The sequence below is a fragment of the Paraburkholderia sp. BR10141 genome (assembly GCF_056155635.1).
Window position 1 is genome coordinate 169,767 of the sequence record NZ_JBMIQH010000014.1, and the last position, 19,804, is coordinate 189,570.

The following is a 19,804-nucleotide window of genomic DNA, read 5'->3' on the forward strand; positions in this document are numbered from 1 at the left end:
CTTTAAGCGGTCAGGCGGATGCTGACCCCAATCCCTGCGCGCGCAACGCGTGGGGACTGCGGGCGGCATCCGCCGCCGGCACCTGGCGATACAAAAGCAACGACGCAAAAGGAGTCCTTATGACCGTGCTGCTGACCTGGCTGATCAACGCGCTCGCGCTCCTGATCATCACCTGGCTCGTTCCGTCGATCCATATTCGCAGTTTCGGCACCGCGCTCATCGTCGCGATCGTGCTCGGCCTCATCAACGCCGTGCTGCGCCCGCTGCTGATCGTGCTCACGCTGCCCGTGACCATCCTCACGCTCGGCCTCTTCATCCTCGTGGTGAACGCGCTGTGCTTCTGGCTGGCGGCGTCGCTCCTCAAGGGCTTCGAGGTGTCGGGCTTCTGGTCGGCATTTTTCGGCTCGATCCTGTACAGCATCGTGTCGTGGCTGCTGTCGGCGCTGATTTTCGGCAACCGCAGCCTCGGCTGACGCGGGCCGGGCCGCCCACGTTCGCGGCCCGGCCTCACTGGCCTCATCAACATGAAACCGATCGAACTCTCATTCGAATTCTTCCCGCCGAAGACGCCGGACGGCCTGGAAAAGCTGCGCGCTACGCGGGCGGAACTTGCCACGCTCAAGCCGAAGTTTTTCTCGGTGACGTTCGGCGCGGGCGGGTCGACGCAACAGGGCACGCTCGACACCGTCGTCGACATCGCGAAGGCTGGCATCGAGGCGGCGCCGCATCTCTCGTGCATCGGCTCCTCGAAAGAGAGCCTGCGCGCGATTCTCGGCGAGTACCGCTCGCACGGCATCCGCCACATCGTGGCGCTGCGCGGCGACTTGCCCTCGGGCATGGGCGCGGTGGGCGAATTGCGCTACGCGTCGGAACTCGTCGCGTTCATCCGCGAGGAAACCGGCGACGCGTTCCACATCGAAGTGGCCGCGTATCCCGAGTACCACCCGCAGGCGCGTTCGCCGCGTCACGACCTCGAAGCGTTCGCGCAAAAGGTGAAAGCGGGCGCCAATTCGGCGATCACGCAGTACTTCTTCAACGCGGACGCGTATTTCCGCTTCGTCGACGACGCGAAGAAACTGGGCGTGGATATTCCCATCGTTCCCGGCATCATGCCGATCACGAACTACTCGCAGCTCATGCGCTTTTCGGAGATGTGCGGCGCCGAAGTGCCGCGCTGGGTCGCCAAGCGTCTGGAAAGCTTCGGCGACGACCGCGAGTCGATCCGCGCATTCGGGCTCGACGTGGTGACCGACCTGTGCCGCCGTCTCGTCGAGGCAGGCGTGCCGGGCATCCACTTCTACACTCTCAACGCGGCGCCGGCCACCAAGGCCATTTGCGAGCGGCTGGGCTTCTAGGGCCCGCACGCTCGACCCGCCAAACGGCAACAAACCGCGCGGTTCCCGGACTCCCGGGCCGCGCGGTTTTTTATTGAGATGCGATTGCGCGATTTGCATCAGCAAGGCTGCGCGCCCCGGCTGCGCGCGTCATTTCGGCGCGCTATGTTCCTGATCGGCAAGAGAAAAAGAGGGGTGAAGCTACGTTGCACCGCAGCATGCTGCAACCGCAACGCCTGTCAACCCGGCGTTTTCCACAAGCGACGGGACTTTTGGCTTGCTTGTGACTGCGGCACCTGCTGTGTAAGATCGCGCTACGCTGGCGCAAGCCGGCACTGAACTGGAGGAAACATGAAAGAAAACAAACTGTTGCGTGCTGCACGAATGACGTCTCTCGTGGCGCTCGCAGCGGCATCGATTGCTGGAGCCCCGCTCGCGCACGCCGCGCAAAGCATTCCGAACAAGACGCTCGTCTATTGCTCGGAAGGCAGCCCCGCTGGCTTCGACCCGGCCCAATACACGACCGGCACCGACTTCACCGCGAACACGTTCACCGTCTACAACCGCCTCGTCGAGTTCGAGCGCGGCGGCACCAAGGTCGAACCGGGTCTCGCAGAATCGTGGGACGTTTCGCCGGACGGCAAGACCTACACGTTCCATCTGCGTCATGGCGTGAAGTTCCAGACCACCTCGTTCTTCAAGCCCACGCGCGAATTCAATGCGGACGACGTCGTGTTCTCGTTCGACCGCATGCTCGACCCGAACAATGCGTTCCGCAAGGCGTACCCGGTGTCGTTCCCGTACTTCACCGACATGGGCCTCGACAAGCTGATCGCCAAGGTCGAAAAGGTCGACCCGTACACGGTCAAGTTCACGCTGAACGAGCCGAACGCGCCGTTCATCCAGAACATGGCGATGGAATTCGCCTCGATCCTCTCGGCTGAATACGCGGATCAACTGATGAAGGCCGGCAAGGCCGCCGACATCAACCAGTTCCCGGTCGGCACGGGTCCGTTCATCTTCAAGAGCTACACGAAGGACGCGACGATCCGCTACGACGGCAACCCTGACTACTGGAAGCCGGGCGCTGTGAAGCTCTCGAAGCTGATCTTCTCGATCACGCCGGACGCCAGCGTGCGCGTGCAGAAGATCAAGCGCGACGAATGCCAGGTGATGAGCTATCCGCGGCCCGCCGACATCGCGCCGCTGAAGGCCGAGCCGAACATCGCGATGCCGTCGCAGCCGGGTTTCAACCTGGGCTACCTGTCGTACAACGTCACGCACAAGCCGCTCGATAACGCGGACGTGCGCCACGCGCTCGACATGGCGATCAACAAGAAGGCGATCATCGACTCGGTGTACCAGGGCGCGGGCCAGCTCGCAACCAACCCGATGCCGCCGACGCAGTGGTCGTACTACAAGAACCTGCCGGCCAATTCGTACGACCCGGAAAAGGCCAAGGCGCTGCTCGCGAAGGCGGGTCAGGGCAACGGCTTCGAGATCACGCTGTGGGCCATGCCCGTGCAGCGCGCCTACAACCCGAACGCACGCTTGATGGCCGAAATGATCCAGGCCGACTGGGCGAAGATCGGCGTGAAGGCGAAGATCGTGACGTATGAGTGGGGCGAGTACATCAAGCGCGCTCACGCAGGCGAAGACGATTCGATGCTGATCGGCTGGACGGGCGACAACGGCGATCCGGACAACTGGCTCGGCACGCTGCTCGGCTGCGAAGCCGTGAACGGCAACAACTTCGGCAAGTGGTGCTACAAGCCGTTCGACGACCTGATCCAGAAGGGCCGTCAGACCTCGGACGTGGCGCAGCGCACCAAGTTCTACCAGGAAGCGCAGCAGATCTTCGCGAAGCAACTGCCGTTCTCGCCGATCGCTCACTCGACCGTCTATCAGCCGGTCAGCAAGAAGGTGACCGACATGCGCATCGAGCCGCTTGGCTACGCGCGCTTCGACGGCGTGGGCATGCAGTAAGGATAATCGGGTAAGACTTTCCGCTCGGTCCGCATATCAGCCAGGACCGGCGGAAAATGGTCCGGCGACCGGGGTCACGAGCCCCTGTCGCCGGTTGCGTTTCATTTCAAGCTTTTGGGGGAACACCACATGTTCCGCTTCGTATTGCGCCGCATCGGCATGGTCATACCCACGTTCATCGGGATCACCATCCTTGCGTTCGCACTCATCCACCTGATTCCGGGCGACCCCATCGAAGTGATGATGGGCGAGCGCGGCGTCGATCCGCAAATGCACGCCGAGGCGATGCACCGCCTGGGGCTCGACGAGCCTCTGCCGATGCAGTATGTGCACTACGTCTGGCACGCCGTGCACGGCAATCTCGGCACCTCGATCATCACCAACACGAGCGTGATGGGCGAGTTTCTCGCGCGCTTTCCCGCCACCGTCGAGCTGTCGATCTGCGCGCTCGTTTTCGCGCTCGTGATCGGTTTGCCCGCCGGCGTGTTCGCGGCGCTGCGGCGCGGTACTGCCGTCGATCACGGCGTCATGGGCACCGCGCTCACCGGCTACTCCATGCCGATCTTCTGGTGGGGGCTCATCCTCATCATGGTGTTCTCGTCGAAACTCGGCTGGACGCCGGTGTCCGGTCGCATCGCGGTGGAATTCGACATTCCGCACGTGACCGGCTTCATGCTGATCGATTCGCTGCTGCCCGGCACCGACGAAGGCGCGTTCAGGTCGGTGCTGAGCCACCTGATCCTGCCGGCCATCGTGCTCGGCACGATTCCGCTCGCCGTGGTCGCGCGCATGACGCGCTCGTCCATGCTCGAAGTGCTGCGCGAGGACTACATCCGCACCGCGCGCGCCAAAGGTCTTTCGCCTGTGCGCGTGATCGTCGTGCATGCGCTGCGCAACGCGCTCATTCCCGTGGTGACCGTGATCGGCCTGCAGGTCGGCACGCTGCTCGCGGGCGCGGTGCTTACCGAAACGCTATTTTCCTGGCCCGGCATCGGCAAATGGCTGATCGACGCGATCAGCCGGCGCGACTACCCGGTGGTGCAAGGCGGCATTCTCATGATCGCGACACTCGTGATCGTCGTGAACCTGTTCGTCGATCTGCTGTACGGCGTGCTCAACCCGCGCATTCGACATACGAGGTAAGCGAGCCATGAAAATGCGAACCCCACAACACACCATTCAACACCAGGAGGCATGATGGCTGACATTCAGAACACCGTGCCTCGCGCCGTCACGCCGCCTTCGGGCCGCGCGCTCGTGCTGCGCGAATTCTGGGCGAACTTCTCGCGCAACAGGGGCGCCGTGGGCGCGGGCGTGATCGTGCTCGCGCTGATCGTCATCGCGATCTTCGCGCCGCTGATCGCGCCGCACAGCCCTATCGAGCAATACCGCGACTACGTGAAGATTCCGCCCGCCTGGCTCGACGGCGGCAACTGGAAGTTCATCCTCGGCACCGACGAAGCGGGCCGCGACATCCTCTCGCGTCTCATGTACGGCGCGCGGCTTTCGCTGTGGATCGGCTGCGTCTCGGTCGTGCTCGCGCTGATTCCGGGCATCGTGCTCGGGCTCGTCGCCGCGTTCTTCGAGAAGTGGGCCGACACGCCGATCATGCGTCTCATGGACGTGCTGCTCGCGTTGCCTTCGCTGCTGCTCGCGGTGGCCGTGGTCGCGATCATCGGTCCGGGTCTCACGAACACCATGCTCGCGATCGCGATCGTGGCGCTGCCCGGCTACGTGCGTCTCACGCGCGGTTCGGCTCTCGGCGAACTGCACAAGGAGTACGTGACCGCTTCGCGCGTGGCCGGTGCCGGCACGCTGCGCCTGATGTTCTCGCAGGTGCTGCCCAACTGTACGGCTCCGCTCATCGTGCAGGCGACACTCGGCTTTTCCTCGGCGATTCTCGACGCCGCCGCGCTCGGCTTCCTCGGCCTCGGCGTGCAGCCGCCGCGTGCGGAGTGGGGCGCGATGCTCGCTTCGGCGCGCGACTACATCGACAGCGCATGGTGGATCGTCACGATGCCGGGTCTGTCCATCCTCATTTCGGTCCTCGCGATCAACCTGCTCGGCGACGGGCTGCGCGACGCGCTCGATCCCAAGCTCAAGCGGATGGCCTGACATGAAAACGACCCCCACACTCCCTTCGGTCGTTGCCCCCCGAGGGGGCGTCAGTCCTCTTGGGGCGGCCCGGCGAGGACTGACATGAACAACGAACTTTTGACCATCCGTAATCTGGCGGTGAACTTCAACGGCCTGCCCGCCGTCGACCGCGTCAATCTGTCGGTCGCGCCTGGCGAAGTGCTCGGCATCGTCGGCGAATCGGGCTCGGGCAAGAGCGTGACGATGATGGCGCTGATGGGCCTCATCGACGCCCCCGGCAAGGTGAGCGCGGATTCGATCACCTTCGACGGCCGCGATCTGCTAAACGCCACCGGCAAGGAGCGCCGCCGCATCGTCGGCAAGGACATCGCCATGGTGTTCCAGGACGCGCTCACGAGCCTGAACCCGAGCTACACCGTCGGCTATCAGATCAAGGAAGTGCTCAAGCTGCACGAAGGGCTGCGCGGCTCCGCGCTCAACGCGCGCGCGCTGGAACTGCTCGACCAGGTCGGCATTCCCGACGCGAAGAACCGCATCGACAACTTCCCGCACCAGATGTCGGGCGGCATGAACCAGCGCGTGATGATCGCGATGGCCGTGGCCTGCAACCCGAAGCTGCTGATCGCCGACGAGCCCACCACGGCGCTCGACGTGACGATCCAGGCGCAGATCATGGAACTGCTCGTGCGTCTGCAGAAGGAGCGCGGCATGGCGCTCGTGCTGATCTCGCACGATCTGGCCGTGGTTTCGGAAGTCGCGCAACGCGTGGCCGTGATGTACGCGGGCGAGATCATCGAAACGAACCGCGTGCCGGACATCTTTTCGCGTCCGCATCATCCGTACACGGAAGCGCTGCTCGCCGCGATTCCCGAACACAACAAGGGGGCGATGCGGCTTGCCGCGCTGCCCGGCATGGTGCCCGGCCGCGACGACCGGCCGAGCGGCTGTCTGTTCGCGCCGCGCTGCAAGTATGTGGTGGATGACTGCATGAAGGCGCGGCCCGCGCTCGACGCGGTGACCGATGAAAGCGGCTACGCGCAAGTGCGCTGCATCAAGCCGCTGAACGCGGCGGTGACTCAATCCAGTGGAGGCGCGCGATGAACGCAGTCCAGCAACACGCGGCTCGTCAGGACCATCAGGACGACAAGGTTCTCGTCGCCGACGATCTCAAGAAGCATTACACCGTCAAGCGCGGCATGTTCGGCACGGGCACCGTGAAGGCGCTCAACGGCGTGTCGTTCTCGCTCACGCGCGGGCGCACGCTCGCCGTGGTGGGCGAGTCCGGCTGCGGCAAATCGACGCTCGCGCGCCAGCTCACGATGATCGAGCCGCCCACCGCGGGCAAGCTGACCATCGACGGCGAGGACGTTGCGCACGCAAACGCCGCGAAGATCGCCGCGCTGCGCCGCCGCGTGCAGATGGTGTTCCAGAATCCGTTCGCCTCGCTCAATCCGCGCAAGACCGTGGAGCAGACGCTAGGCGAGCCGCTCGCCATCAACACGCGCCTCACGGCGAACGAGCGCGCGGACCGCATCGCGCACATGATGCGCATCGTCGGCCTGCGCCCCGAGCACGCCAAGCGCTATCCGCACATGTTCTCGGGCGGCCAGCGCCAGCGGGTGGCGATCGCGCGGGCCATGATTCTCGACCCGCAGATCGTCGTGGCCGACGAGCCGGTTTCCGCGCTCGACGTCTCGATCCAGGCGCAGATTCTCAATCTGTTCATGGACTTGCAGGAGCAGTTCCGCACGAGCTACGTGTTCATTTCGCACAACCTGGCCGTGGTCGAGCACATCGCCGACGACGTGATGGTGATGTATCTGGGCGGGGTGGCGGAACTGGGCGACAAGGACACGGTGATCTCGCGGCCGCGCCATCCGTACACGCGCTCGCTGCTCTCGGCCACGCCCGCGATCTTCGAAGCGGACCGCCGCGTGAAGATCAAGCTCGAGGGCGAATTGCCTTCGCCGCTCAACCCGCCGTCTGGTTGCACGTTCCATCAACGTTGTCCATACGCAGTCGAGCGGTGTCGTAAGGAAGTGCCTGTTCTTCGCGAAGTGGACGGCCGTCAGGTATCCTGCCATCGTGCAGAGGAGGTGGGGGAAGAGGATGGGCGGCCCATGCCGGCCTGAAGCGACGGCGGCGCGTCGTTTTATTGCTACGCGCCGCCAGTTGATGGGCGGCCGTCGTGCCGCCTTTTTCACTGGTTTTCCCACCGTTTTCTCCGCCGCTCTTTCAATCGTTCCGGCTGCCGCCGTTATCGTGGCGGCCGGGCTGGGTACGGCTGTTCGGGTGACATTCGGTGTGGCTTTTGGTGTGGCATTCGCGGTGGCGTTGCGTGCGGCGTTGAAGCAGGCGTCGAGCGCTGCGGCGTGCGCGGCGCTCACGCTGGTCCTGGCGATCGGCGTTCTCGCGGGCGCCTCGGGCCCGGCGTTCGCTGGCGGCGCCGTCGCCAACACGCCCGGTGTGCACCCGGCCGTGCCCATGCCGCCCGGCACCGCACGCGGCGCGAACGGCGGCATTCCCGGCTTTCACGCCGCGCCCGCCGTGCCGAGCTACGCATCGGGCACGACGGCTGGCGGCCCGGTGCGCACCCAGCCTGCGCGCATGCCGTTCTATGTCGCCACGCGCGGCAACCTCACGATCTATCTGCTCGGCACGCTCCATGTGGGCGACCCCGCCGACTACCCGCCCGCCCAGCCGTTTCGCCCGCAGATTCTCGCGGCGCTCGCCGCGTCGCCCATTCTCGCGCTCGAGCTGTCCCCCGACGATCTGCTGGTTTCCCAGGACGACGTCTCGAAATACGGGGTGTGCAAACGGCCCTGCCTGCCGGGCCTGTTGCCCGATCCGCTCTGGCAGAAACTCGAGGCGCGCATGCGCGGCAATCCCGAGGCGCTCGCCGAGATCCGCAAGATGCGGCCGTGGCTCGCCTCGCTGCTGGTCGAAACCTATGATTCGCTGAGCGCCGGCCTGCAGACCGAGTTCGGCACCGAGGCGCAGTTGCAGAACGTGTTCCTGCGCTGGAAGGGTCGCCGCATCGTCGGCCTGGAGACGCTCGGCGAGCAGATGCGCGCCTTTACGAATCTGAGCCTCGCGCAGCAGCGCGAGATGCTCGCCCAGGACCTCGCGCAGACGCCGGCGCAAAACGTGTCCGACGTGCAGACGCTGCTGCACCTGTGGCGCGTGGGCGACGCCGATGCGATCGCCGCGTGGGAATCGGCGCGCACCGAAAAGCTCTCGCACGACGCGCGGGTGGCGGCGTCGGTCGACAATCGCATCGTCTACGAGCGCAACCGGCGTTTCGTTTCGCGCATGCAGCAGTACGTGGCGCCCAACAAGCCGCTCTTCGTCGCCGTCGGCGCGTTGCATCTGGGCGGACCTAAAGGCGTGCTCCAGCTGCTGCGCCAGCGTGGGTTCAACGTCGACCCGGGTTGAGCCAGGCCGGGCCTTTGCGCTCGCATCTTGTGCTCGCGCGCGGCCTGAATGCGGAAAAGCCGGCTTTCGCCGGCTCTTCTTGCGAGCGCATGCGTACGCGGGTCAAAACCCGAACACGTTCAGCAGCACGATATTCGCCGCGAGGATGCCGAGCGCCGTGGGCACCTGCACGCGTATCACCGCGTTCTTGTCGGGCAGTTCCAGCAGCGCGGCGGGCACCATGTTGAAGTTCGCGGCCATCGGCGTCATGAGCGTGCCGCAGTAGCCCGAGAACATGCCGATGGCGGCCATCATCGCCGGATTGACGTGGAACACGCCCACCAGCACCGGCACGCCCACGCCGCCCGTCATCACCGGAAACGCGGCGAAGCCGTTGCCCATGATGATCGTGAAGAGCGCCATGCCCACGCAATAGACCACGACGGCCACGAAGCGCACGTCCATGTTGATGTACGACGTCGTCACGTGCGCGACGGCCTTGCCGACGCCCGCGTCCGAGAACACGAGGCCGAGCATGCCGAGCATCTGCGGCAGGACGGCGGCCCACGAAAGCGCGTCGACGAGGCGGCGCGTTTCCTTCATCGACTGGCCGACGCTGTCGCGCGTGATGATGCAGGCAATCGCGAGCGCGATCACGCAGCCGATGCCGAAGCCGATCAGCGTGACGTTCTTCGGGTCGAAGAGCGGCTTGCCGCCGAAGACGAGATGGCTGGCCGCGAGCGTGAGCACGACGGTAATGACGGGAATGGTGAGCGCGGGCACGAAGAGCTTGTTGCCCAGTCGCTTCGCGCTGGCGATACGCGTTTCGAGCGCGAGCACCTTGGGCTTCGCGGCCGTCACGCCGCCGAGGCCGGCGATCAGCGCCATGGCGAGCACGAGCACGCCCACGACTTCGGCGGGCAGCAGATCGCCGACGAGAAAGATGAGCGCGTAGAGCAGCCAGAAGCCGCCTGCCGTGAAGCGGCGCGGATGCTCGCGGTCCATCACGATCATGCCGCCGACGATCAGCAGCACGATGCCGAGCAGCCAGAAGAGCCAGTTGAGGGTGAGCGTCATGCTTCGTCTCCTTGTGCGCGGTTTGCAGCCTTGGCGTCGCTCGCGTTGCGCATGGCGCCCAGTTCGCGTTCGAGCTTGCGGTCGAGCAGCCAGAGCCGGAAGCCGTGAATCAGGAACGCGCAGATCGCCGTGGGAATGCCCCAGAACGCCACGTGGATCGGCTCGACCGAAACGCCCGCTTCCTTGAGCAGCGTGACCATCAGCACGATCGCGCCGAACGCGACGAAGATGTCCTCGCCAAAGAAGAGACCCACGTTGTCGGTCGCGGCCGAGTAGGCGCGCAGCTTGTAGCGCACGGCGTCGGAGAGCTTGCCGAAGCGGTTTTCGGTGGCGCCTTCGGCCATCGGCGCGATGAGCGGGCGCACCATCTGCGGATGACCGCCGAGGCCCGTCAAGCCGACCGCGGCGGTCAACTCGCGCACGAGCAGATAGACAATGAGCAGACGCCCGGCGGTGGCCGCCTTGATGCTGCCGATCCAGATCTGTGCGCGCTCACGCAGGCCGTGGCGCTCGAGCAGCCCGATCACGGCGAGCGGCAACAGGATGATGAGGGGAATGTTGCGGGTCTTGATGAAGCCGGTGCCGATGGCGGCGAGAATCTTCGCGACCGGAAAACCCCCGGCGAAACCGGTGACGACGGCCGCCGCGGCGACGATCAGCATCGGATTGAAGCGTAGCAAGAAGCCGGCGATGATGACGGCCACGCCGATCAGCGGCCATAAGTTGACGGTGCTCTGCATGTAGATCTCCAAACGTATTGGCTTGTCGTTGATTGCCGCGGATAGCGGCGTTGACTTCACGGCTCTGACGGCCGTTCGCACAACTACGAACCTGCTCGGTACAACTACGCCTGGCAAGCTTGCGCTGCCGGGGGTTTGCCTTGTGAAAACCTTCGGTGATACGTCTCTAGCGGCGCGCGGCGCATGCCGCGCGCTTTGCTGCGTCAAAACTCGCGTGCGTCAGGCTTCGCCGGCCCCCGCCGCGCGCACGCCGATGCCTGCGTCGTCGAGCGCCGTGCGGATGCGCCGTGCGAACGCGAGCGCGTGCGGGCCGTCGCCGTGCAGGCAAATGGTCTGCGCGTTCAGCGGCACCCAGGCGCCGTTCACGGCCTGCACGCGCTGCTCGCGGATCATCGCGAGCGTGCGCGCGAGCACAGTGTCTTCGTCGTCGAGCAACGCGCCCGGCTCGCTGCGCGGCACGAGCGAGCCGTCCGCGCGATAGCCGCGGTCGGCGAACACTTCCTCGATCGCGACGAGCCCCGCCTCGCGCGCCGCCGTCACGAGGCCGCTGCCCGCGAGCGCGAACACCGTCACGGACGGATCGAAGTCGTGCACGGCCGAGACGATGGCCTCGGCGATCTGCGGGTCACGCGCGGCCTGGTTGTAGAGGGCGCCGTGCGGCTTCACGTGGGCGATGCGGCCGCCTTCGGCCTGGGCGATGGCGGAGAGGGCGCCGAGCTGATACAGCACGCCCGCGTAGATTTCCTCGGGCGGCAGGTTCATCTCCTTGCGGCCGAAGTTCTCGGGGTCGTTGAAGCTCGGATGCGCGCCGATCGACACGCCTTTCTCCACGGCCCAGCGCACGCATTCGCGCATGGCGTTGGCGCCGCCCGCGTGCCAGCCGCACGCGATGTTGGCGGAGCTCACGAGGTCGAGCAGCGCCTCGTCGGAGCCGCAGCCTTCGCCGAGATCGGCGTTCAGATCGATGGTGGTCATGATGGGTTCCTCTTACTGCCTGTCTTACCGATGGTGCTTGAAAATCACGCGCTCGCGGCCGCGTTCGCGCGGCGGTTCGCAAGGCGTTCGTCGTGCATGGCGATCGCGGTGTCGATCTGCCGCAAATACGCCCGTTCCTCTTCCAGCGCCGCGCGCGCGGCGGCCGGCGTCGCTTCCACGAAACGCACGCCACCGGTGAGCCGCACCTGGGCGAGCTTCCACCAGTCGGCGCGAATCACGGAGCCGATCTTCGGGTAGCCGCCCGTGGTCTGCGCGTCGGCCATCAGAACGATGGGCTGGCCGCTCGGCGGCACCTGGATCGTGCCGGGCAGCACCGCGTGCGACAGCAGATCCACGCCGTTCGCGCGCACGAGCGGCGTGCCCGTGAGCCGAAAGCCCATGCGATTGCTGTTGGGCGTGATCTGCCATTCGTCGGACCAGAGCGCGCGCTGCGCCTCGGGTGTGAAGCTGTCGTACTCGGGGCCGCGCAGCACGCGCACGGGCACGGCCCACGCCATGCCGTCCGGATGGCGTCCGCGCCGGTGATGCGGCTCGTCCGCGAGCGCGAAGTTGCACCACACGGGCGCCTTCACGCCGAAGGCCGGCGCGCCCGGGTCGAGCGCGGCGCGCTCGCGACCCGGGGCGAACGAGGCGCCCGTGGCGAGACGGTCGCCGTCCTTGAGCGCGCGACCTGCGAGGCCGCCGAAGCCCGCCGCGAGGTCGGTGCTGCGCGAGCCGAGCATGGGCAGCACGTCGACGCCGCCGGCCACGCACACATAGGCGCGCATGCCGCGCTTCGCGCCGTTCAGCACGAGTTCCTCGCCGGCGGCCACGGGCAGGCTCCACCACGACCAGACCGGGCGCCCGCCGAGCGTCGCGCCGAAGTCGGTGCCGGTAATGGCGATGCGGGTGGCGCGCGCGAAGCGCAGCGCGACGGGGCCGAAGGTGATTTCCACGCCGGCGGCGTCGGGCCGGTTGCCGACGAGACGGTTGCCCACTTCGAGCGCGAGCGTATCGAGCGCGCCGCCGGTGGCGACGCCCAGATGCCGGTAGCCGGGGCGGCCGAGATCCTGGACCGTGGTGAGCAGGCCCGCGCGCAATACTTCGATCATGCGTGCAACTCCGCGATGGTGAAACGCACGCGGTCGCCTGGCATGAGCAGCGAAGGCGGATTGCGCGAAGGGTCGAACAACTTCGCGGCGGTGCGGCCGATCAGTTGCCAGCCGCCTGGCGAGGCGGCCGGATAAATGCCCGTCTGCTCGCCGCCGATGCCCACCGATCCGGCGGGGACGGCCAGGCGCGGCTCGCGGCGGCGCGGCGTGTGCAGCGCGGGTTCGAGACCGCCGAGATAGGCGAAGCCGGGTTGGAAGCCGAGGAAGAACACCGTGTAGACGCCCGCGGCATGGCGCGCGGCGACGTCGGCGGCGGCGAGCGCGCAATGCTGCGCGACCGCTTCGAGATCGGGGCCGTCTTCGCCGCCGTAGACCACGGGTATCTCGACTTCACGGCCTGCCGCGCTCGCGTCTTCGGCCTCGCGCCATGCGTCGCGCAGCGCGAGCGCGAGCGCCGCGGCGTCGGCCGAGAGCGGATCGAAGGTGATCGTCAGATTGTTCATGCCGGGCACCACTTCGCGCACCGGCGCCCAGCCGCGCGCGAGCGCGGCGACGGCCCAGACGCGGCGCTGGACCTCGAGCGTGGCGGGCGGCGGCGCTTCGCAGACGAGCGCTTCGTCACCGAGAGGAAAAATGCGAGGGTCAGAATTCGGCATGTTGGATCGATCAGGGGACGGTTCGACCGGTCGGAAATAAGCGCACGAAAGATGCACAGGCGGTGCCGGTGCCATTCCTTCCTAGCGTACATTGTCGATAAATTATCTACAAATTATCAATAAGCGTTTTCGCCAGGCGCACGGCAGTCGCGCTGCAATTACACTCACGCCACGCCGCTTTGCCTTTTCGAACACCGACTACCGGGTTATCTGCCATGTCGCGCCAGCCGACCAAGATCGTTTCGTCCGAACATCTCGTCTCCGAGTCGAGCGCCGAGCTTTCCGAATTCGAGTACGCGCTCATCATGGCGAGCAATGCGTTCAACCGCTGGATGGTGCGCTGCATGTCGGCGGCGGGCGTGAAGGACATGACGCCGATCGAGGTGTCGCTGCTCCATCACGTCGGCCATCGCGAGCGGCGCAAGAAGCTCGCGGATATCTGCTTCGTGCTCAACATCGAGGACACGCACGTGGCCACGTATGCGTTGAAGAAGCTCGTCTCAAGAGGGTATGTAAAAAGCGAAAAGACCGGCAAGGAAGTCTTCTTTTCGGTCACGCCGGAAGGCCAGGCGCTGTGCCTGCGCTATCGCGACGTGCGCGAGAGCTGCCTCATCGCGACGCTCAAGGAAAGCGGCCTCACGAATCAGCAGATCGGCGATGCCGCGCAACTCATGCGCAATGCGTCGGGGCTCTATGACACGGCCGCGCGCGCGGCGGCTTCGCTCTGAGCGATCAAGGCGCGTTCAGCGTTCAACGTTCACGTGAACGTTGGCAAAGGTGCGTGGCGGCTTCCGTCACCACGGCGTCGAGCGGCAGGTCGTGCGCCTCGCGCGCAAGCACGCCGTCGTCGATGCGGCATGTTTCATACGCAATGCCAACCGTGACGGGCAACGCAACGCCCGGCCAGGCGGCCAGCGTGCGGTCGTAGTAGCCGCCGCCGTAACCGAGGCGATAGCCGTCGCGATCGAAACCCACGCAGGGCACGAAAAGAAGATCAGGCACGATCACTTCCTGCGATTGCGGCTCGAGGATCCCGTGATGGCCTTCGCACATCGGAGCATCGGGCGTCCAGGCGTGAAAGACGAGTGGCGTATGGCGCTCGGGAATGGCGGGGAGAGCGGCGCGGCGTGACGCATCGGCGGCGAGCCAGGCGGTGATCCAGGCGCGCGCATCGAACTCGCCGCGCAAGGGCCAGTAGAACCCGATCGAACGCGGCGAAAATTGCGCGACGAGCGCATCGAGACGAGCCGCGAGTGCCGCACCGATTGCCACGTCGGAAGCCGCCTCAATTCGCCGAGGAAGCAGCCTTGCACGCCAGTCCTTTTTGGATTCCGTGTGAGGGTTGCGTGCTATGCTTGGGTTCACCTCGCGCTCCAGAAATAACGATGTCCAAACGCCTTGTCCGAGTATATCGCGTGGTCGGTCTCGCACTGACTGCCGCGGCACTCGTAGCATGCAGCACGGCGGACGCCGTGCGCCCCGTCGCACTGCCCATAGGCGCAGTCCTTTCCAACGACGATCAGACTTTCATCCAGCTTCGCGAAGCCGCGCGCAACAACGATCCCGCGCGCGCCGCGCAACTCGCTGCGATGATTCCCGACTACCCGGCGCCGTCGTACCTCGAATACTTCCAGCTCAAGCCGCAGCTGTTCGATTCGCAGGGCCATGCGCGCATCGACGCGCCCGACGCGCCGGTGCTGTCGTTCCTGCAGCGCTACGACGGCCAGGCGATCGCCGACCGCATGCGCAACGACTATCTGACCGTGCTCGGCGCGCGCCACGACTGGACGAATTTCGACCAGCAATATTCGCGCTTCGTGCTCAACGACGACACGCAGGTGAAGTGCTACGCGCTGGAGTCGCGTGCGGCGCGCGGCGAGAACGTCGCGAACGACGCGCGTGCGCTGCTCACCGAGCCGCGCTATTACGGCGACGGCTGCGTCGATCTCATCACCGCGCTTGCCATCAAAGGCCAGTTCTCGAGCGACGACGTGTGGCAGCAGATCCGCCTCGCCTACGAGCAGAACCAGACCTCGACCGGCGCGAAGCTGCTCGACGGCCTTTCGCAGCGCCCCGACCCGACCGCGTTCAGCCAGGCCGTGAGCACGCCGCCGCTCACGCTCGCGCAAGGCGTCACCGCCGACCCGCAATCGCACCAGCTCGCGCTGCTCGCCGTCACCGTGATGGCGGCCAACGATCCGGCCATGGCAGCGGCCACCTTCGCCACTGTCGCACCGCAGCTCAGTTCGCCGGAGCGCGCGACAGGCTGGGGCACGATCGGCTATCAAGGGGCGTTGAAGCGCCTGCCCGCTTCGCTTGGCTGGTACCGCCTCTCGGCCAATGCGCCTCTCTCGAACCCGGCTTACGAATGGCGTACGCGCGCCGCGCTGCTGGGCGGCGACTGGACCATGGTGCGCTGGTCGATCGAACAGATGCCGGCCGCGCTGCGCGCGCAGCCGTCGTGGGTGTACTGGCACGCACGCGCGCTCAAACAGGCCGGCGAAACGGGCGCAGCGAACCAGGAATTCGCGTCGATTTCGCAGGGCTATCACTTCTACGGCCAGCTCGCCACCGAAGAACTCGGCCAGAAGATCACCATCCCGCCGAAGACCACGGTGAGCGACGCCGAAATCGCCCAGGCTGCGCAAACGCCGGGCTTCGCGCTCGCGCAGCGCTTCTACGCGCTGAACCTGCGGCTCGAAGGCAATCGCGAATGGAACTGGCCGCTGCGCGGCATGAGCGATCGGCAACTGCTCGCCGTCGCCGAATACGCGAAACGCATCCAGTTGCTCGACCGCACTGTCAACACGGCCGACCGCACGCAAACGGAGCACGACTTCTCGCTGCGCTATCTCGCGCCGTTCCGCGACGTCGTGGAGCGCGACGCGCAAACGAGCGGCCTCGACGTCGAATGGGCCTACGGCCTGATTCGCCAGGAATCGCGTTTCATTCTCAATGCGAAATCGGGCGTGGGCGCGAGCGGCCTCATGCAGATCATGCCGGCCACGGCGCAGATGGTGGCGAAGAAGATCGGCCTCGGGCCCCTGTCGCGCGACCAGCTCAACGATCTCGACACCAATATCCTGCTCGGAACGAATTATTTGTCGATGATCTACAATCAGTTCGACGGCTCCGCCGTGCTCGCCACCGCGGGCTACAACGCCGGGCCGGGCCGCCCGCGCGCATGGCGCCAGACTTTGCAGGGCGGCGTCGAGGGCGCCATCTTCGCGGAAACCATTCCGTTCCAGGAAACCCGCGATTACGTGAAAAACGTGTTGTCGAACACGGTCTACTATGCGGCGCTGTTCGAGGGCCGTCCGCAATCGCTGAAGGCGCGTCTCGGCTATATCTCGCCGTAAGCGCCGGGCCGTTGGACCGCGCCGCTTCCCTTCATACGGAAACGCGCACGGCAGACGGCACGCTGCGTGCTCCGTCTTCTGACTGGCGCGCCGCGGGACGAACCGGACCTCGTACGCGGCGGCGCCGCCTGCCCGAGGAGGTCGAAGATGCGACATCAAGCCATTGCGGTCATCGGCGGTTCGGGATTCATCGGCAGCCATCTCGTCAACGCGCTCGTCGAGGCGGGCAAGGACGTGCGCGTCGCCACCCGACGCCGCTACAACGCCCGCCATCTCACCCTGCTGCCCGTCGACGTGATCGAGGCCGATGTGTCCGATCCGGTCGCGCTCGCGGCGTTCGTCGAAAATGCGGACGCGGTCATCAATCTTGTCGGCACGCTCAACGGCGGGCGCGGCGATCCCTACGGCCCGGGCTTCGCGAAGCTGCACGTCGACTTGCCCACGAAGGTCGTCGCGGCCTGCGAGGGCAAGGGCGTGCATCGCCTGATCCATGTGAGCGCCCTCGGCGCCGACCCGCGCGGGCCGAGCATGTACCTGCGCTCCAAGGGCGACGGCGAGAAAGCCGTGCACGCGGCCCCGGCGCTCGCTACGACCATCTTCCGGCCTTCCGTCGTGTTCGGTCCCGAGGACACCTTCCTCAACCGTTTCGCGCTCCTGCAGCGGCTCTTCCCGATGATTCCGCTCGCTATGCCCGACGCGAAGTTCCAGCCGGTGTTCGTGGGCGATGTGTCGAAGGCGATCGTCAACGTGCTCGATCTCGATGCCGCGAGCGGGCACACTTACGAACTCGGCGGCCCGTCGGTCTACACGCTCGAACGGTTGCTGCAGTATTGCGGCGAAGTGGTGGGTCGGCACGCGCGCATCGTGCGGCTGCCCGACGCGTTCGGCCGCCTGCAGGCGCTCTCGTTCGAAATGGCGCCGGGCGTGCCGGTGCTCACGCGCGATAATCTCGATTCGATGAAGGTGGACAGCGTGCTGACCGGGCCGCTCGCCCCCGAGCTCGATATCGAGCCCGCGAGCATCGAGACGATCGCGCCGCTCTATCTCGCCGACGCCTCGCTGCGTTCGCGGCTGAACATCTTTCGCGCCAGTGCCGGCCGATAGCCCAACGCGGACTCTCAGCCGGCGCTTATTCAACTCACAACGGTCATTGGAACAATGAAGCTCGTAATCGGAGACAAGAACTATTCGTCGTGGTCGATGCGTCCGTGGGTGCTGCTCAAGCACTTCGGCATTGCGTTCGAGGAGGTGTTGATCGAGCTCGACGAGCCGGCCACCAAGTCGTCGATCCTCGCGTTCTCGGCCTCGGGCAAGGTGCCGTGCCTCGTTGGCGACGACGGCTTTGCCGTGTGGGATTCGCTCGCGATTGCCGAGACGCTCGCCGAGCGCTTCCCGCAGCACGCGCTGTGGCCGCGCGACGCGAACGCGCGCGCCCGCGCGCGCAGTGTGAGCGCGGAGATGCATTCGGGCTTCGGCGAAGTGCGCAACCACATGCCGATGAACATCCGCAAGGTGAAGCCGGGCGCCGGCGCGACGCCGGGTGCGCTCGCCGACGTCGCGCGCATCGACGCGCTCTGGCGCGAGTGTCTCGCCGCGAGCGGCGGGCCGTTCCTGTTCGGCGAGTTCAGCATTGCCGACGCGATGTACGCGCCGGTCGTCATGCGCTTCAACAGCTACCAGCCGAAGCTCTCGCCCGAAGCGGCGGCGTACGCGCAGCGCGTGAGCGCACTGCCCGCGGTGACCGAGTGGGTCGAGGCGGCGCGCCGCGAAACGCACATCGTCCAGGACGACGAGCGCGACGACGAATGAAGATCTATGTCGTAGGCGGCGCGATCCGCGACGAGATGCTCGGGCTGCCCGTGCGCGACCGCGACTATGTCGTGGTGGGCGCGACGCCCGAGCAGATGGCCGCGCAGGGCTATCGTCCGGTGGGCAAGGACTTCCCGGTCTTTCTGCATCCCGAAACGCACGCGGAGTACGCGCTTGCGCGCACCGAGCGCAAGACGGCGGCCGGCTATCACGGCTTCCAGTTTTTCTACGCGCCTGACGTGACACTCGAGGAAGATCTCGCGCGGCGCGATCTCACCATCAACGCGATGGCGCGCGAAGTGCAGCCGGGCGGCGTGCTCACGGGGGAGGTCGTCGATCCGTTCGGCGGCGCGCGCGATCTCGAGGCGCGCGTGTTCCGCCACGTGAGCGACGCGTTTCTCGAAGACCCCGTGCGCATTCTTCGTATCGCGCGCTTCGCCGCGCGATTCGCCGATTTCACCGTCGCGCCCGAAACGCTCGAACTCATGCGCGAGATGGTCGCATCAGGCGAAGTCGATTCACTCGTGCCCGAGCGCGTGTGGCAGGAAATCGCCCGCGGTCTCATGGAAGCGAAGCCGTCGCGCATGTTCGAGGTGCTGCGCGATTGCGGCGCGCTCGCGCGCGTGCTGCCCGAGGTCGACGCGCTGTGGGGCGTACCGCAGCGCGCCGACTATCACCCGGAGATCGACACCGGCGTGCATGTGATGATGGTGATCGACCATGCGGCCGCGCAGGGCTACACGCTGGCGGTGCGCTTCGCGGCGCTCACGCACGATCTCGGCAAGGGCACGACGCCCGAGGACGTGCTGCCGCGTCACCTCGGCCACGAAGGGCGCAGCGTCGACCTGCTCAAACCGCTGTGCGACCGTCTGCGCGTGCCCAACGACTGCCGCGAGCTGGCGGTGCTGGTCGCGCGCGAGCACGGCAACGTGCATCGCGTGATGGAGATGGGCGCGGCGGCGCTCGTGCGCATGCTCGAACGTTGCGACGCGCTGCGCAAACCCGCGCGTTTCGCCGAGGCGTTGCAGGCCTGCGAGGCCGATTTGCGCGGTCGGCTGAACTGGGAGAACGCGCCTTATCCGCAGGCGGAGCGCCTGCGGATCGCGCTCGTGGCTGCGCGCGGCGTCGATGCGGGGGCGATTGCGCGCTCGATCGAACGCGGCGGCGCCGAGAAGATCAAGGAAGCGGTGCACGAGGCGCGCGTGGCGGCGGTGGAAGCCGCGCTCGCTACGGCTTGACCGGTCG

General features: G+C 66.3%; 19 protein-coding genes. 13 read left to right on the forward strand and 6 right to left on the reverse strand.

All coding sequences use genetic code 11. The features are described from left to right. Nucleotides 1-119: 119 nt before the first annotated feature. From ACOJB8_RS20735 to ACOJB8_RS20770, 8 genes are all read left to right on the forward strand, one after another. On the forward strand, nucleotides 120-473 hold the full coding sequence (locus tag ACOJB8_RS20735; protein WP_028203399.1) for a phage holin family protein: 354 nt from the start codon (nucleotides 120-122) through the stop codon (nucleotides 471-473). Between the two features lie 51 nt (nucleotides 474-524). Beyond that, entirely contained in the window at nucleotides 525-1,355 is an 831-nt protein-coding gene (gene metF / locus ACOJB8_RS20740; RefSeq protein WP_069264291.1) for a methylenetetrahydrofolate reductase [NAD(P)H], read from the forward strand. A gap of 330 nt (nucleotides 1,356-1,685) precedes the next feature. Next, nucleotides 1,686-3,320, forward strand: coding sequence for an ABC transporter substrate-binding protein (locus ACOJB8_RS20745; RefSeq protein WP_475013975.1), 1,635 nt, complete (start codon nucleotides 1,686-1,688; stop codon nucleotides 3,318-3,320). Nucleotides 3,321-3,449: 129 nt separating this feature from the next. After that, entirely contained in the window at nucleotides 3,450-4,463 is a 1,014-nt protein-coding gene (locus tag ACOJB8_RS20750) for an ABC transporter permease subunit (RefSeq protein WP_069264287.1), read from the forward strand. Nucleotides 4,464-4,517: 54 nt separating this feature from the next. After that, nucleotides 4,518-5,435: an ABC transporter permease subunit gene (locus ACOJB8_RS20755; RefSeq protein WP_266233648.1), complete on the forward strand. Its 918-nt coding sequence runs from the start codon at nucleotides 4,518-4,520 to the stop codon at nucleotides 5,433-5,435. A gap of 84 nt (nucleotides 5,436-5,519) precedes the next feature. Next, nucleotides 5,520-6,518 (forward strand): ABC transporter ATP-binding protein, encoded by a 999-nt coding sequence (locus ACOJB8_RS20760; RefSeq protein ID WP_069264283.1) that lies wholly within the window; start codon nucleotides 5,520-5,522, stop codon nucleotides 6,516-6,518. After that, nucleotides 6,515-7,549 carry a peptide ABC transporter ATP-binding protein gene (locus ACOJB8_RS20765; protein WP_069264281.1) on the forward strand — a complete coding sequence of 345 codons (1,035 nt, stop codon included), beginning with the start codon at nucleotides 6,515-6,517 and terminating at the stop codon, nucleotides 7,547-7,549. Before ACOJB8_RS20760 ends, ACOJB8_RS20765 begins: the two co-directional genes overlap by 4 nt. 160 nt (nucleotides 7,550-7,709) lie before the next feature. After that, on the forward strand, nucleotides 7,710-8,852 hold the full coding sequence (locus tag ACOJB8_RS20770) for a TraB/GumN family protein (protein ID WP_475013978.1): 1,143 nt from the start codon (nucleotides 7,710-7,712) through the stop codon (nucleotides 8,850-8,852). Nucleotides 8,853-8,954: 102 nt separating this feature from the next. Here ACOJB8_RS20770 and ACOJB8_RS20775 read toward each other — a convergent pair whose 3' ends face one another. The 5 genes from ACOJB8_RS20775 to pxpB all read right to left on the reverse strand — a co-directional run bounded on the left by ACOJB8_RS20775 (nucleotide 8,955) and on the right by pxpB (nucleotide 13,391). Continuing rightward, a complete protein-coding gene (locus ACOJB8_RS20775; RefSeq protein ID WP_069264276.1) occupies nucleotides 8,955-9,908 on the reverse strand; it encodes a DUF979 domain-containing protein in 954 nt (317 codons plus the stop codon). After that, nucleotides 9,905-10,648 (reverse strand): DUF969 domain-containing protein, encoded by a 744-nt coding sequence (locus tag ACOJB8_RS20780; protein ID WP_069264274.1) that lies wholly within the window; start codon nucleotides 10,646-10,648, stop codon nucleotides 9,905-9,907. Before ACOJB8_RS20780 ends, ACOJB8_RS20775 begins: the two co-directional genes overlap by 4 nt. A gap of 219 nt (nucleotides 10,649-10,867) precedes the next feature. Further along, nucleotides 10,868-11,623, reverse strand: a complete 756-nt coding sequence (gene pxpA / locus ACOJB8_RS20785) for a 5-oxoprolinase subunit PxpA (protein WP_254318744.1) — start codon at nucleotides 11,621-11,623, stop codon at nucleotides 10,868-10,870. A gap of 44 nt (nucleotides 11,624-11,667) precedes the next feature. Continuing rightward, nucleotides 11,668-12,735 carry a 5-oxoprolinase subunit C family protein gene (locus tag ACOJB8_RS20790; RefSeq protein WP_069264270.1) on the reverse strand — a complete coding sequence of 356 codons (1,068 nt, stop codon included), beginning with the start codon at nucleotides 12,733-12,735 and terminating at the stop codon, nucleotides 11,668-11,670. Next, nucleotides 12,732-13,391: a 5-oxoprolinase subunit PxpB gene (gene pxpB, locus ACOJB8_RS20795; RefSeq protein WP_069264268.1), complete on the reverse strand. Its 660-nt coding sequence runs from the start codon at nucleotides 13,389-13,391 to the stop codon at nucleotides 12,732-12,734. Before pxpB ends, ACOJB8_RS20790 begins: the two co-directional genes overlap by 4 nt. Before the next feature lie 215 nt (nucleotides 13,392-13,606). Between pxpB and ACOJB8_RS20800 the strand changes: the two genes are divergently transcribed. Then, nucleotides 13,607-14,119, forward strand: a complete 513-nt coding sequence (locus tag ACOJB8_RS20800; RefSeq protein WP_028212076.1) for a winged helix DNA-binding protein — start codon at nucleotides 13,607-13,609, stop codon at nucleotides 14,117-14,119. Nucleotides 14,120-14,141: 22 nt separating this feature from the next. On the opposite strand, the gene ACOJB8_RS20805 is transcribed toward ACOJB8_RS20800, so the two are convergent. Next, on the reverse strand, nucleotides 14,142-14,768 hold the full coding sequence (locus ACOJB8_RS20805) for a 5-formyltetrahydrofolate cyclo-ligase (protein WP_368606143.1): 627 nt from the start codon (nucleotides 14,766-14,768) through the stop codon (nucleotides 14,142-14,144). An 8-nt stretch (nucleotides 14,769-14,776) separates the two neighbouring features. Between ACOJB8_RS20805 and ACOJB8_RS20810 the strand changes: the two genes are divergently transcribed. The 4 genes from ACOJB8_RS20810 to ACOJB8_RS20825 all read left to right on the forward strand — a co-directional run bounded on the left by ACOJB8_RS20810 (nucleotide 14,777) and on the right by ACOJB8_RS20825 (nucleotide 19,797). Continuing rightward, complete coding sequence (locus ACOJB8_RS20810; protein WP_368606131.1) at nucleotides 14,777-16,750, forward strand: lytic transglycosylase domain-containing protein; 1,974 nt, start codon at nucleotides 14,777-14,779, stop codon at nucleotides 16,748-16,750. 147 nt (nucleotides 16,751-16,897) lie between these two features. Then, complete coding sequence (locus ACOJB8_RS20815) at nucleotides 16,898-17,854, forward strand: complex I NDUFA9 subunit family protein (RefSeq protein ID WP_475013982.1); 957 nt, start codon at nucleotides 16,898-16,900, stop codon at nucleotides 17,852-17,854. A gap of 54 nt (nucleotides 17,855-17,908) precedes the next feature. Next, complete coding sequence (locus ACOJB8_RS20820) at nucleotides 17,909-18,559, forward strand: glutathione S-transferase family protein (protein ID WP_475013984.1); 651 nt, start codon at nucleotides 17,909-17,911, stop codon at nucleotides 18,557-18,559. Then, nucleotides 18,556-19,797 carry a multifunctional CCA addition/repair protein gene (locus ACOJB8_RS20825; protein ID WP_475013986.1) on the forward strand — a complete coding sequence of 414 codons (1,242 nt, stop codon included), beginning with the start codon at nucleotides 18,556-18,558 and terminating at the stop codon, nucleotides 19,795-19,797. Before ACOJB8_RS20820 ends, ACOJB8_RS20825 begins: the two co-directional genes overlap by 4 nt. Nucleotides 19,798-19,804 lie beyond the last annotated feature (7 nt).